We start from the raw sequence: 14,280 nt of genomic DNA, 5'->3' as shown, positions 1-14,280 counted from the left end.
CAACCTAATTGATCAGGGCGCCGGGTGACCTGCCGTCACGCCGTCCTCCGGCGCAACAACAGATACGTCCGGCTTGCCCACAGTTATCAACGAGGTGACGGCAAGTCCGAAGAGCACGGCCGCGAGCAGCGCGGGCCCGTTCAGCCCGTAGGTCCGCGCCACGACTCCGCCGAGCAGCGCGCCGACCGGCGCACCGGACGTCGAGGCCGTGCGGAAGGCGGAGGCGATGCGGCCCACCATGGCCGAGGGGCTGCGGTGCTGCATGAGGGTGACCTGGTTGACGTTCCACACCATGTTCATCGCGCCGAGCAGCAGCATGCCCGCGACGAGGGCCGCCAGATGGCGGACGGTGCCCATCACGACCAGCGACGCCGTCTGGACGCATCCGGCCAGGAGCAGCGCGCGGACACGTCCGGTGCGGCGCGCGATCCGCTGGGCGACGAAGCCGCCGGCCAGGCTGCCGGCCGAGTACGCCGTCATCACGGCCGCGTATTCCGCGGTGCCACCGTGCAGCCAGCGCGTCACGTGCAGCACCAGTGTCGCGATCAGGGCGCCCATGCCGATGTTGCACAGCAGTGTTGCCAGGCAGACCCCGCGCAGCGCCCGGTCCCGCCACAGCGTGCGCAGGCCTTCGGCGATCTCCGCCCTCAGTGTGCTGCCGGCCGGGCGCGGCTCGCGCTCGGGCGGCCGGATCCGCAGGGAGGCCACGAGGGCCGCGGCGAGGAGATACGTGGTCGCGTCCGCCGCGAACGGCATGAAGGCGCCCGCCGCCAGCAGCAGCGGCACGAACGGGCCCGCCAGCAGACCGCCCGCCAGCTGCTGCCCGGTCATCAGCCGGGCGTTGGCGCCGCCGAGGGACTCGCGATTCACCAGAGACGGCAGCAGCGCCGTGGAGGCGTTGTCGAAGAGGGTCTGGAGTGTGGTGAGCAAGAAGGCCAGCGCGAGCAGCAACGGGATCGAGGCGTGCCCGAGCCCCACCGCGAGCGCGAAGGAGGCGACGAGCACGCCGCGCAGGGTGTCGACGGCCCACATCGCCCGCCGCTGGTCCACCCGGTCGGCCACGGCCCCGCCGAGCAGGCCGAAGAGCAGCCAGGGGGCATAGCCGCAGGCCGTGACCGAGGCAACGACGAACGGCTCGTCCGTGAGCCGCACGGCCAGCAGGGGCAGCGCAGCCGTGCGCAGGGCGTCCCCGAACCGGGAGACCACGGCAGCGGACCACAGCCGCCCGAACCCCCCGCGCCACGCGGGCGCACGCACGCCCGCAGCCTCGACCGCCGCCACGATTCCCCCTCACGATGAGCCGATGCACACACCGTAGGGGACCCCACTGACAATCGGCCGCGCCGAGATCCGCCGCGCATGCCTGCCGCGGGTGGGCACGACGACTCCGGCCGGGCACGCGTCGGTGCCCGGCCGGACTCAGGTTCTAGATCTCGCCCCGCAGCTTGGCGAGCGCCTCGGCGAGGATCGCCTCGCCGTCCGCGTCGCTGCGCCGCTCCCGCACATAGGCGAGGTGCGTCTTGTAGGGCTCGGTTCGCGGCGGGTCCGGCGGGTTGTCCCGGTCCTGACCGGCCGGAAAGCCGCAGCGCGGGCAGTCCCAGGTGTCGGGAACCTGCGCGTCGCTGGCGAAGCTCGGCTGCGTCTCGTGCCCGTTGGAGCACCAGAAGGAGATGCGCAGACGCGGCGCGGACTCACCGCGCTCGGCCTCGCCCATCGGCCCCGCCCCGACCCGGCTTCCTCGGATCGCGTTGCCACTTGCCACGGTCGTAACTCCCTGCGTGATGGTGCCGCAAAGCGAGTCGGCGTTTCGCTTCGCTGCGAGCGCCTCAGTCTACGTAAGGCCCAACGCGCGTCCAGTGATGGGAGTTACCCCCGCCCCTAGACGCAAGCCCCATGATAGGCCGCGTCCGAAGACCCGCACCGAACATGGGGCGTTACGTACTTTATGTGCGATCTGTCGGTGTCACCCGACGCTAGCTCTTGACCTTCATCAGGATGCCGAGCACCACGATGCACGCGAACCAGAGCAGACCGATCACGATGGTGATCCGGTCGAGGTTGCGCTCGGCGACCGAGGAGCCGCCGACGGAGGACTGCATGCCGCCACCGAACATGTCGGAGAGGCCGCCGCCCTTCCCCTTGTGCATCAGCACCAGCAGCATCAGCAGCAGGCTGAAGACGATCAGGGCGATCGAGAACCCCAAAACCACGGCTGGACCAACTTCCTCGGATTCGGATGAACGACGGGGCCGAGGCTCTTACGGAAACGTCACGTTCCGCATAACAGTCTCGGCCCCGCAAGGGTACGACGGATCGCCTCTACCGCATACTCGCGACCTGTCGGTTCGCCTCCGGAGGGCGATTCACTGGTCCCGGAAGCGGACGATCTTGACGAACTCGTCGGCGTCCAGCGAGGCGCCGCCCACAAGGGCGCCGTCGATGTCCGGCTTCGACATGATTTCCGCCACATTGCCAGACTTCACCGAGCCGCCGTACTGGACGCGGACCTTGTCGGCCACCTCCTGCGTGTACAGCTCCGCGATCTTGCCACGGATCGCCGCGCAGACCTCCTGCGCGTCGTCGGCGCCGCACACCTTGCCGGTTCCGATGGCCCAGACGGGCTCGTAGGCGATCACGATCGACTCGGCCTGCTCGGCCGGCAGACCCTTGAGGCCGCCCTCGACCTGCTCGAGCGTGTGCGACACGTGGTTGCCCGCCTCGCGGACGTCCAGCTCCTCGCCGACGCACAGGATCGGGGTCAGACCGTGCTTGAAGGCCGCCTTGGCCTTGGCGTTCACCAGCTCGTCGGTCTCGTTGTGGTACTGGCGGCGCTCGGAGTGGCCGATCACCACATAGGTGCACTTCAGCTTGGCCAGCATCGTGCCGGAGATCTCACCGGTGTAGGCACCGGAGTCGTGCGCCGAGATGTCCTGGGCGCCGTACTTGACCTTGAGCTTGTCACCGTCGACCAGGGTCTGCACGGAGCGCAGGTCGGTGAAGGGCGGCAGGACCGCGACCTCGACGGCGTCGTAGTCCTTGTCGGCCAGGGCGAAGGCGAGCTTCTGGACGTGGGCGATGGCCTCGAGGTGGTTGAGGTTCATCTTCCAGTTGCCCGCCATCAGCGGCGTGCGCGTGCTCATCGAGGTCAGTCCTCCAGTGCGGCGAGGCCGGGGAGCGTCTTGCCCTCGAGGTATTCGAGGGAGGCGCCGCCACCGGTCGAGATGTGGCCGAATGCCGATTCGTCGAATCCCAGGATGCGGACGGCCGCGGCGGAGTCGCCACCACCGACCACGGTGTAGCCCGGGGATTCGATGAGGGCCTGGGCGACCGCCTTGGTGCCCTCGGCGTAGTCGGGGTGCTCGAAGACGCCCATGGGGCCGTTCCAGAAGACGGTGGCCGCGTCGGCGAGCTTCGAGGCGTACAGCTTGCGGGACTCCGGACCGATGTCCAGGCCCTCCTGGTCCGCCGGGATCGCGTCCGCGGCGACGACGGTGGGGTTGGTGGGGGCCTTGGCCTTCAGGTCCGGGAACTCCGGGGAGACCAGCACGTCGACGGGGAGGACCAGCTCGACGCCGTTCTTCTCCGCGCGCTCGATGTACTCGGTGACGGCCGGGATCTGGTCCTCCTGGAGGAGGGAGATGCCGACCTCGTAGCCCTTGGCCTTGAGGAAGGTGTAGGCCATGCCGCCGCCGATGAGCAGGCGGTCGGCCTTGTCGAGCAGCTGGTCGATGACGGCCAGCTTGTCCGAGACCTTGGCGCCGCCGAGCGCGACGACATAAGGACGCCGGACGTCCTCGGTGAGCTTCTTCAGGACGCCGACCTCGGTGGCGATCAGGTAGCCGGCGTAGTGCGGCAGCCGGGCCGGCAGGTCGTACACGGAGGCGTGCTTGCGGTGGACCGCGCCGAAGCCGTCGCCCACGTACACGTCCGCGAGGGCGGCGAGCCGGTCGGCGAACTCACCGCGCTCGGTGTCGTCCTTGGAGGTCTCGCCGGGGTTGAAGCGCAGGTTCTCGATGACCGCGACCTGGCCGGGCTGGAGGCCGTCGACCGCGTCGTGGGCGGCGGGGCCGACGGTGTCCTGGGCGAACGCGACCGGGGCGCCGAGGAGTTCGGCGAGCCGCTCGGCGGCCGGCAGCAGCGAGAAGGCCAGGTCCGGAGCACCCTTGGGGCGGCCCAGGTGCGAGGCGACGATCACCTTGGCGCCCGCGTCGGCGAGGGCCTTGACGGTGGGCAGAACGGCGCGGATGCGGCCGTCGTCGGTGATCAGGCCGTCGGCCAGCGGGACGTTCAGGTCGGCGCGGACGAAGACCCGCTTGTTGTCCACGCCGTCGGAGAGGAGTTCGTCGATCGTCTTCATAAGGGGACTCCTGAGGAAAGCTCTTGATCGTACGAGGGCTGATGGATCTGCACGCGAGCCGCGCCCGCGTGCGGACCGGCTCGCTGTACGTGCGGCAGGGCTCGGGCGGCGCGACCGTGCGCCGTCCGAGCCCTGCTATCGCATCGAGATGCCTGCTTCGGCGATCAGAGCTGGTTGCCGACGAAGACCGTCAGGTCGACCAGACGGTTGGAGTAGCCCCACTCGTTGTCGTACCAGCCGATGACCTTCACGCTCTTGCCGTCCTGAACCATGGTCAGGGACGAGTCGAAGGTGCAGGACGCCGGGGCGTTGACGATGTCCGAGGAGACGATCTCGTCCTCGGTGTAGTCGAGGAGGCCCTTGAGCTCGCCCTCGGCGGCCTTCTGGAAGGCGGCGTTGACCTCTTCCTTGGTGACCTCGCGGCTCAGCTCGACGACGAGGTCGGTGACCGAACCGGTCGGGACCGGGACGCGCATCGCGATGCCGTCCAGCTTGCCCTTCAGCTGCGGCAGGACCAGTGCGGTGGCCTTGGCGGCACCGGTGGTGGTCGGGATGATGTTCTCGGCGGCGGCACGGGCGCGGCGCAGGTCCTTGTGCGGGAAGTCAAGGATGCGCTGGTCGTTCGTGTACGCGTGCACCGTGGTCATCAGACCCTTGACGATGCCGAAGTTCTCGTCGAGGACCTTCGCCATCGGGGCCACGCAGTTGGTGGTGCAGGAGGCGTTGGAGATGACGTGGTGGTTCGCCGGGTCGTAGGTGTCCTGGTTGACACCCATGACGATGGTGACGTCCTCGTTCTTGGCCGGGGCCGAGATGATGACCTTCTTGGCGCCGCCGGCGATGTGCTTCTCGGCGTCTTCCTTCTTGGTGAAGATGCCGGTCGACTCGATGACGATGTCGACGCCCAGCTCGCCCCACGGGATGTCGGCGGGGTTGCGCTCGGAGAGGACCTTGATCGTCTTGCCGCCGACGGTGATGGTGTCCTCGGTGTGGGACACCTCCTGCTTGAGGCGGCCGAGGATGGTGTCGTACTTCAGCAGGTGAGCGGTGGTCGCGGTGTCACCCAGGTCGTTGACAGCCACGATCTCGATGTCTGCACCCTGCTCCAGCAGCGCGCGGAAGTAGTTACGTCCGATGCGGCCGAAGCCGTTGATGCCTACGCGGATCGTCACGAACCGATCTCCTCGTTGGTACGCCGGCTTTCGACGCCGGCGAGCTGTATGGGATGTCCCCGACCACCCATGACCCTACCTCCCAGCGGCTCCCGGAGTGACATCGAGATGCCCCATACACGGCAGGGCGGTCCGTACCCGCCAGTAGGGGTACGGACCGCCCCGGGACAAGGGCCCGGTCACGCTTTTCGGCGATAAGGGACCAACTGCCGTTGACTACGGACCGTCAGCGTCCGAGTGCGGCCAGCGACTTCTTGATCAGCACCGCCCGGTCCGCCGCCGAGGTGACGTGCTCGAGGCCGAAGCCCAGCAGCACGGTCCGGTCCGTGGTGACCGCACCGTACGTCGAGAACAGCGTCCCGGTACGGGCCCAGTCCTTGAGGACGGCCGGGCTGCCCGGGGGCGGTCCGGTCACGCTCCAGGCGCCCAGGGACGTTTCGAAGCCCTCGGTCTCGCTGGCCGTGCCGCCGACGACGAGCGAGGCGTCGTCGGCGAGAACGCCGTGACCGCCGCTGCCCGGGTCGGTGATGTAGCTCAGCGAGACCTCCACCGACTTCCCGGCGTACGCGCTCAGGTCGAAGTCCACCTGCTGCCAGCCGCTCGACGAGCCGGTGAAGCTGTGCCACGCACCGGTGGTTCCGGTCGCGGTGCAGCCGGCGGCAGTCTGGGTCAGGTAGTGCTTGAGCCAGGGGTGCTCGGCCATGAGGAACCCGGCCTCGCACTCCGTGGGCACCGTGTCGCGGGTGGCTCCTCCGGCCTCCGGCAGGGTCGTCCAGTCGTCCGCCCCGACGGTGTGGATCTCCACCACGGCGTGGTCGTAGCCCGGTTCGGTGTCCCACAGCAGCCGGGTGCGCAATGCCGGCCGGTCGGCCGCGCTCGCCTTGGAGAGGTCGAGGGTGCGGGTGAGCCGCTTGTACCCGTCGTCGGTGTGGACGGCGGCCGCCATGTACGAACCCGTGTACGGACCGTACGGGTTGACCGTCCCGGCGAACCGGCCCGCTCCGGCGCTCGCGAACTGGGGATAGGTGCCGACGGCGAGCTCGTCCGAGGTGACGCCGTAGGTGCCCGCCCGGTCCAGCGGGTTGCCCGCCGCCGCGCCCAGCGACCCGGAGAAGCCCTCGAGCCTGCCCGAGCCGGTGAAGCCGTTGGCCCCCGGAGTCGAGGTACGCGAGTAGGCGCCCAGGTAGTACTGGCTGAAGTCGTTCGAGAGGGTGCCGCCGCCGAGGTCGACGGCGCCGCCGGCCTGTTCGCCCGCCTCGATCAGCTTGCCGCCCTCGTTGAGGAAGGCGCGGAGCTGGAGCTGGGTGGCGTTGCCCGGGACGCTCGCACCCGTGTAGTGGACCACGGTCCTGAAGTGGTCCAGCACACCGAGCGCGTCGGGCGCGCCGTGGGTGGCCACGTCCCAGACGATCGCCCTGCGGCCGTTCGCCCTCAGGGCGTCGACGTAGGTCTGTGCCTGGGTGGCCGCGGCGCCCTCCTCGGCGACCACCAGGGTGTCCGCGACGGGCCGCTCGGCCACGGTGTAGGTGAAGTGCGGGCTGGACGTGTTCCTGCCGCCCCTCGTCTCACCGGTGAACCACACCTCGACCTTGTCGCCCGGGTCGCCGTCCCGCACCTCGGCCCGGTACTCGTCGAAGTAGAGGTTGTCCTCGCCGCCGTACGTCCGGCCGCCCTTCCAGGACTTGAGCGACACGTCCTTGGTACGGCCGCCGTTGACGCGGTACTTGAGCTCCTTGTCACGCACGGACTTCCGCGCCACGACCGAGACCTCCTGGTCCGCGCCGCGCGAGTACGACGTCGAGAAGGCCGCCGGGGTGAAGTCGGGAGCGTCGATGCCGACCGAGGACGACGGCTGGTCGGGGTGGGCGGCGGTCTCGGCGACGGAGAGCGCGAAGGGGATGTTCTTCTCGAACTCCTTCTGGATCAGCTTCTCGTCGTCGGGGAAGTTGAACACCGACTGGCAGTCGGCCGCGTTCCATGCGTCGTTCGGATCGCTGTTCGAGGCGCTCTGGCAGGTCGACATCTCGGGCGTGAACATCGCCATGCCGTTGACGTTCGCGGCGTGGCCGTCCGCCTCGCCGTTGGTGGTGTACAGCTCCGAGGAGACCTGCGAGCGGTAGCCGGGGATCGCCGGGTCGTCCGGGGTGCCGGCGAGCGACTTGTAGAGCACGTCGTCGGGGGTGGGTGTGGCGACCTGCCAGCCGACGCCGTACAGCAGCAGTTCGGCGGCGGAGTGGTAGTTGATCCCGTAGGTGAACCCGATGCGCTTCTCGAACCGGTCGAGCGCGCTGGTCTCCGGCTCCGACCCGGGGGTGGCTCCGCGATAGGTCTCGCTGGTGGGATTGGGTGACGAACCCTCGTCGTCGTAGCCCCACTTGTAGGCGAAGTTGCGGTTGAGGTCGACGCCGTCGCCGGTGGAGATGACACCGTCGGCGTTGACGTCCCGCAGGTTCTTGCGCCACAGGCGGTTGCTCGGGTCCTTGAACGTGTAGTCGTAGCCGTCCGGGTTGGCCGAGACGACGAACCACAGCTCGGTGGAGTCGACGATCTTCTTGATGCGCTTGTCCCCGGCGTAGTGGTCCAGGTAGTAGTGCATCAGCCGCCGGGTCGCCTCCGGCGTGATCCACTCACGCGCGTGCTGGTTGGACACGTACAGCACCGACGGCTTGGAGCCGTCCTTCGACTTCTTCGCGTCCTTGGTCAGCTTCAGGGCGAGGATGTCCTGGCCGTTGATCGTCTTGCCGATGGACTCGACCTTGGTCAGACCGGGGTGGGCCTGACTCGTCCGGAGGATCTCCTCCGCGATGCCGCCCTTTCCGCTGTAGGGACGGAAGACGCCCTGGGCCGCGCCCTCGACGCGTGCCTCCGCCTTGGCGGAAAACGTGTGTTCGGTGAGGGAGACGCCCTGCTTCTCCAGGCCGTCGGCCTGCCGGTCGGTGAGGTAGACCTCGACGGTGCTCGTACCGTTCCCGGCCACCTGCTCGCCGAGTTCGTGGCTGTCCTGGCCGGCCTCGAGCAGCAGGGGTATCTGCTTCTGGGTGACTTCGGCGCGGAAGACCTTGACCTCGTCCGCGTCGGACGTGTGCGCGGAAGCTCCGGTCTGCGCCTGGGCGATGGGTGCGAGGCTCGCTCCGCCGAGCAGGAGCGCGCCGACAGCGAGGATCGATCTCGCTCTGTGTCTCATGAACCCCCCTAGCAGTGGTCCGCCACGGCGGCGAACGTTGCCAGGCTCATGACAGTTCATGATCGAGTCAAGAGTGCCTCAAGGACAGACAAACGCCGGTTCCCGACACTCCCTCAGAAGGCGACGGGAACCGGCGTGTCGAGCTCGCCGTTCACACGGCCAGATTGTCCGCCATCTCTTCCGAGAGATTGGACTCCGTGCCCGGGATCCCGAGGTCCGACGCCCGCTTGTCGGCCATCGCCAACAGCCGGCGGATACGGCCCGCGACCGCGTCCTTGGTGAGCGGCGGGTCGGCGAGGGCGCCCAACTCCTCGAGGGAGGCCTGCTTGTGCTCCATGCGCAGTCGGCCGGCCGCCGCGAGGTGCTCGGGCACCTCGTCGGCGAGGATCTCCAGGGCACGGGCGACCCGCGCACCGGCCGCGACGGCCGCACGGGCGGAACGGCGCAGGTTGGCGTCGTCGAAGTTGGCCAGGCGGTTGGCCGTGGCACGGACCTCGCGGCGCATCCGCCGCTCCTCCCAGGCCAGCACGGACTCGTGTGCGCCGAGCCGGGTGAGCAGCGCGCCGATGGCGTCGCCGTCCCGCACGACCACACGGTCCACTCCCCGCACCTCGCGCGCCTTGGCGGCGATCGACAGTCGGCGGGCGGCGCCGACCAGGGCGAGCGCGGCCTCGGGACCGGGGCAGGTCACCTCGAGCGAGGACGAGCGACCGGGCTCCGTCAGCGAGCCGTGCGCCAGGAACGCGCCGCGCCAGGCCGCCTCGGCGTCGCAGGTGGCCCCCGAGACCACCTGCGGGGGCAGCCCGCGGATCGGGCGGCCCCTGCCGTCGACGAGACCCGTCTGGCGGGCCAGCTGGTCACCGCCCGCGACCACGCGGACCACATAGCGCGAGCCGCGGCGCAGTCCACCGGGCGCCATCACGATCAGCTCGGAGGCATGACCGAAGATCTCCAGGATGTCCCTCTTGACACGCCGTGCGGCCATCGCCGTGTCCAGCTCCGCCTCGATCACGATGCGGCCGCTGACCAGGTGCAGTCCACCCGCGAACCGCAGGATCGCCGAGACCTCCGCCTTTCTGCAGCAGGTCCGGGTGACGGGAAGCCGGGAGATCTCGTCCTTCACCGCTGCCGTCATCGCCATGGGCCGATCCTTCCATGCATCCGAAAAATACGGTCGTACGCGGCGGCCAACAGCTCCGGGTCGTGCCGCGGGGTTCCGTCGGTCCGGGCCACCGGTGCCAGCTCGACCGTGGCGCCGAACCGCTTGGCGGCCTCGTTCAGCGATGCACGGTCGGGCACGGCGGCCTGGTCGGCCAGCACCACGTCCAGGGCGAGTTTAGGGGCGTGTCGTCCCAAAACCTCCAAATGACGCTGCGGGGAGAAGCCCGCGGTCTCTCCTGGCTGCGGAGCGAGGTTCAAGGAGAGTATCCGGCGCGCCTTGGTCTCCGAGAGTGCGTCCAGGAGCTCGGGGACGAGCAGATGCGGGATCACCGAGGAGAACCAGGAGCCCGGGCCCAGTACGACCCAGTCGGCGTCCAGCACCGCGGCGACCGCCTCGGGCACGGCCGGCGGGTCGTTCGGCACGAGGTGCACGGACTGCACCTCGCCGGGGGTCAGCGCGACGTTCGCCTGCCCGCGTACCGTTCCGATCTCGTCCGGGTGTACCGGGTCGTGTCCCTTGACGAGCGCCTGGAGCTCCAGGGGTACGGCGGACATGGGCAGGACACGGCCGTGGGCACCGAGCAGCCTGCCGACCAGGTCGAGAGCCTGGACATGGTCCCCCAGCTGCTCCCACAGGGCGACGATCAGCAGGTTGCCGACCGCGTGCTCGTGCAGATCGCCCTTGGACTGGAAACGGTGCTGGATGACCCGTGCCCAGGTCTGGCCCCAGTCGTCATCGCCGCAGAGCGCCGCGAGCGCCTTGCGCAGATCTCCTGGCGGGAGCACGCCGAGCTCGTCGCGCAGTCGGCCGCTGGAGCCGCCGTCGTCCGCGACGGTGACGACGGCGGTGAGGTCGCCGGTGATCCGGCGCAGCGCGGCGAGCGAGGCGGACAGGCCCATGCCGCCGCCCAGGGCGACGACCTTGGGCTGGGTGCCGCGGCGGCGCGCCCGGCCGCCGCGGGCCTCGGCGGGGCTGCCGCCCCGTCCCTCGGACACCACCCGGCGCAGCCTGCTCAGCCGCAGAGTACGTCCGGTCACTCGCGCCCCATGTCCCGGTGCACGACCACGGTCTCCACTCCCTCTGCGGCCAGCCGGGCGGCGAGCTTCTCCGACATGGCGACGGAGCGGTGCTTGCCGCCGGTGCAGCCGATGGCGATGGTCACGTAGCGCTTGCCCTCCCGGCGGTACCCGGCCGCGATCAGCCTGAGCAGCTCGGCGTAGCGGTCGAGGAACTCCTTGGCGCCGGGCTGGTTGAACACGTACGCGGCCACTTCCTCGTTCAGGCCGGTGTACGGGCGCAGCTCCGGGACCCAGTGCGGGTTGGGCAGGAAGCGCATGTCCGCGACCAGGTCGGCATCCACCGGGAGGCCGTACTTGAAGCCGAAGGACATCACGGTGGCCCGCAGCTCGGGCTCCTCCTCACCGGCGAACTGGGCGTCCATCTTGGCACGCAGTTCGTGCACGTTGAGGCTGGAGGTGTCTATCACCAGATCGGCGTCGCCGCGCAGCTCGCGCAGCAGCTCACGCTCGGCGGCGATGCCGTCGACGATGCGGCCGTCGCCCTGGAGCGGGTGCGGCCGGCGGACGGACTCGAATCGGCGCACCAGGGCGTCGTCGGAGGACTCCAGGAACACGATCCGCCGTGTGACGTTCTTCGACTCCAGGTCGGCCAGCGACTCGCGGAGGTTGTCGAAGAAACGCCGGCCGCGGACGTCCACGACGACCGCGATGCGGGCGACGTTGCCCTGGGAGCGGGCGCCCAGCTCCACCATGGTGGGGATCAGCGCGGGCGGCAGGTTGTCGACGACGAACCAGCCGAGGTCCTCCAGACACTTCGCGGCCGTCGACCGGCCGGCACCGGACATACCGGAAATGATCACCAGCTCGGGGATGGCCGTGTCCGGCACCCCGGAGGCTTCGATTCCCGTACTCACCTGTGCTCCGTTTTCCTGTTCCGCCTCCTGGGGCGGCTGATCCTCACCCGCGTCCTCGTGGGCGGCCTGGTCCTGCGTCGCGCGTTCTTCCGCGCTCCGGTCCTGCTCGGTCATGTCTCCTGCCCCCGTCGCTCATCGGGAGGTCCCGCGGACACGGGCTCCCCGAAGGAACCCGCCGTCGTCTCGGGTTCCTCCTCTTCCATGATCTCTCCGGTCGCCGTGTTCACGGCGGGTGCGGCCGGGGCCGCCTTGGCGAGGGCCACGGCGATCGTCTCGGCCGTCTTGCGGCCGATGCCGGGGACCTCCTGAATCTGGTCGATTGTCGCGGATCGAAGCCTCTTCACCGAGCCGAAGTGCTTGATCAACGCCTGTTTGCGTGTCTCACCGAGCCCGGGTACCTCGTCCAGGGGACTTGTCCTGAGCCGCTTGGTCCGCTTCGTGCGCTGGTAGGTGATCGCGAAACGGTGGGCCTCGTCGCGGACGCGCTGGAGGAGGTAGAGGCCCTCACTGCTGCGCGGAAGCACCACCGGGTCGTCCTCGCCCGGCACCCAGACCTCCTCCAGACGCTTGGCGAGGCCGCACACGGCGATGTCGTCAATGCCGAGCCCGTCCAGCGCCTTCTTGGCCGCCGCGACCTGCGGCTGACCGCCGTCGACGACGACGAGCTGCGGCGGGTAGGCGAACCTCTTGGGCCGCCCGTCCTCCTCTGTCAGGACGTCCCCGTCCGCCCACTCCCCCGTCTTCTCCTTCTCGGCGAGATAGCGCCTGAAGCGGCGGGTGATCACCTCGTGCATGGAGCGGACGTCGTCCTGGCCCTCGAAGCCCTTGATCTGGAAGCGGCGGTACTCGCCCTTGCGCTGCAGTCCGTCCTCGAAGACCACCATGGAGGCCACCACGTCCTCGCCCTGGAGGTGCGAGATGTCGTAGCACTCGATCCTGAGCGGCGCGCTGTCCAGCTCGAGGGCGTCGGCGATCTCCTCCAGGGCGCGCGACCGGGTGGTCAGGTCGGAGGCGCGCTTGGTCTTGTGCAGGGCGAGCGCCTGCAGGGCGTTGCGCTGCACGGTCTCCATCAGCGCCTTCTTGTCACCGCGCTGCGGGATGCGCAGGGACACATTGGACCCACGGCGGCCGGTGAGCCAGTCCTGGACGGGCTCTATGGGGTCGGGCAGCGCCGGGACCAGTACCTCCTTGGGCACGGAGTCGCCCGTCTCCTCGCCGTAGAGCTGCTGGAGGGCGTGCTCGACGAGGGCCTCGGTCGTGACGTCCTCGACCTTGTCGGTGACCCAGCCGCGCTGGCCGCGCACCCGTCCGCCGCGCACATGGAAGATCTGCACGGCCGCCTCCAGCTCGTCCTCGGCGACCGCGATCAGATCGGCGTCGGTCGCGTCGGTGAGCACGACCGCGTTCTTCTCCATCGCCTTCTTCAGGGCCTCGATGTCGTCACGCAGCCGGGCGGCACGCTCGTACTCCATGTCCTCGGCCGCCTGCATCATCTGCTTCTCCAGACGACGCAGATACGTGCCGGTGCGGCCGGCCATGAAGTCGGAGAAATCCTCGGCCAGTTCACGATGCTCCTCGGGGGAGATCCGGCCGACGCAGGGGGCGGAGCACTTGCCGATGTAGCCGAGCAGGCAGGGGCGCCCGGTGCGGGCGGCGTTCTTGAAGACGCCGGCCGAGCATGTGCGCACGGGGAAGACGCGCAACAGCAGATCCACGGTGTCGCGGATCGCCCACGCATGTGAGTACGGGCCGAAGTAGCGTACGCCCTTCCGCTTCTGGCCACGCATCACCTGAACGCGCGGGAACTCCTCGTTCATCGTCACCGCGAGATAGGGGTAGCTCTTGTCGTCGCGGTACTTGACGTTGAACCTGGGGTCGAACTCCTTGATCCAGGTGTACTCCAGCTGCAGCGCCTCGACCTCCGTGGACACCACCGTCCACTCCACGGACGCGGCCGTGGTCACCATGGTGCGCGTGCGCGGGTGGAGGTTCGTCAGGTCCTGGAAGTAGTTCGCCAGGCGCTGGCGCAGGCTCTTCGCCTTTCCGACGTAGATCACCCGGCGGTGCTCGTCACGGAACCTGTAGACCCCGGGTGAGTCCGGGATCTCTCCCGGCTGGGGACGGTAGCTGGAGGGGTCGGCCATGTCTCACACCCTACTGGCGGGGGCCGACACAGCGGCGCGCCTGTGGACAAGGGTCCGCAGGGCCGCCGAGGGCACGGGGATGCCTGGTCCCGGCCGTCCGGGACACCGCCTTCCGCAGGCGGCGCACAACGGCTACGAGAGGAGCGTTCCGGCCGGATCCGGCGCGTGCGGGGCGCCTGCCTGGCCACGGCGCGACCGGAGTGGGCAGGGGCGGTCGCGGGAAGGGCCGGCGCAACACGGCCGAACCGGCCATGGAGGCGAAGAGTCTTCCGTCCGGTAGGCATCAGGTGTTGTCGGGGCTTGGTCAACACGCTTCAATGCGTGGAAC

General features: G+C 69.5%; 11 protein-coding genes. All 11 read right to left on the bottom strand.

The annotated features are described in order from the left end of the window. Window positions 1-12: 12 nt before the first annotated feature. The gene (locus RCR19_RS28005; protein ID WP_331267640.1) at window positions 13-1,257 is read right to left on the bottom strand and encodes an MFS transporter; all 1,245 of its coding nucleotides are present in this window, start codon (window positions 1,255-1,257) and stop codon (window positions 13-15) included. 169 nt (window positions 1,258-1,426) lie between these two features. Next, the gene (locus tag RCR19_RS28000; protein ID WP_003957010.1) at window positions 1,427-1,762 is read right to left on the bottom strand and encodes an RNA polymerase-binding protein RbpA; all 336 of its coding nucleotides are present in this window, start codon (window positions 1,760-1,762) and stop codon (window positions 1,427-1,429) included. A gap of 211 nt (window positions 1,763-1,973) precedes the next feature. After that, window positions 1,974-2,210: a preprotein translocase subunit SecG gene (secG, locus tag RCR19_RS27995; protein ID WP_079050956.1), complete on the bottom strand. Its 237-nt coding sequence runs from the start codon at window positions 2,208-2,210 to the stop codon at window positions 1,974-1,976. A gap of 153 nt (window positions 2,211-2,363) precedes the next feature. Beyond that, window positions 2,364-3,140: a triose-phosphate isomerase gene (tpiA, locus tag RCR19_RS27990; RefSeq protein ID WP_331267639.1), complete on the bottom strand. Its 777-nt coding sequence runs from the start codon at window positions 3,138-3,140 to the stop codon at window positions 2,364-2,366. Between the two features lie 5 nt (window positions 3,141-3,145). Further along, window positions 3,146-4,357, bottom strand: coding sequence for a phosphoglycerate kinase (locus RCR19_RS27985; protein WP_331267638.1), 1,212 nt, complete (start codon window positions 4,355-4,357; stop codon window positions 3,146-3,148). Window positions 4,358-4,521: 164 nt separating this feature from the next. Further along, on the bottom strand, window positions 4,522-5,529 hold the full coding sequence (gene gap / locus RCR19_RS27980; protein WP_331267637.1) for a type I glyceraldehyde-3-phosphate dehydrogenase: 1,008 nt from the start codon (window positions 5,527-5,529) through the stop codon (window positions 4,522-4,524). 226 nt (window positions 5,530-5,755) lie between these two features. Then, window positions 5,756-8,713, bottom strand: coding sequence for a M14 family zinc carboxypeptidase (locus RCR19_RS27975; protein ID WP_331267636.1), 2,958 nt, complete (start codon window positions 8,711-8,713; stop codon window positions 5,756-5,758). A 151-nt stretch (window positions 8,714-8,864) separates the two neighbouring features. Continuing rightward, entirely contained in the window at window positions 8,865-9,854 is a 990-nt protein-coding gene (gene whiA, locus RCR19_RS27970) for a DNA-binding protein WhiA (RefSeq protein WP_059133100.1), read from the bottom strand. Continuing rightward, on the bottom strand, window positions 9,845-10,912 hold the full coding sequence (yvcK, locus tag RCR19_RS27965) for a uridine diphosphate-N-acetylglucosamine-binding protein YvcK (protein WP_331267635.1): 1,068 nt from the start codon (window positions 10,910-10,912) through the stop codon (window positions 9,845-9,847). The genes whiA and yvcK overlap by 10 nt, the downstream gene beginning before the upstream one ends. After that, window positions 10,909-11,922 carry an RNase adapter RapZ gene (gene rapZ, locus RCR19_RS27960; RefSeq protein WP_331267634.1) on the bottom strand — a complete coding sequence of 338 codons (1,014 nt, stop codon included), beginning with the start codon at window positions 11,920-11,922 and terminating at the stop codon, window positions 10,909-10,911. Before rapZ ends, yvcK begins: the two co-directional genes overlap by 4 nt. After that, entirely contained in the window at window positions 11,919-13,952 is a 2,034-nt protein-coding gene (gene uvrC / locus RCR19_RS27955; protein ID WP_331267633.1) for an excinuclease ABC subunit UvrC, read from the bottom strand. The genes rapZ and uvrC overlap by 4 nt, the downstream gene beginning before the upstream one ends. Between the last annotated feature and the right edge of the window lie 328 nt (window positions 13,953-14,280).

The sequence above is a fragment of the Streptomyces sp. WAC07094 genome, from assembly GCF_036320405.1.
In the GTDB taxonomy this organism is placed as follows: Bacteria; Actinomycetota; Actinomycetes; order Streptomycetales; family Streptomycetaceae; genus Streptomyces; species Streptomyces lannensis.
Note: the sequence above shows the minus strand (reverse complement) of the source record. Positions and strands in the feature narration are given on the sequence as shown.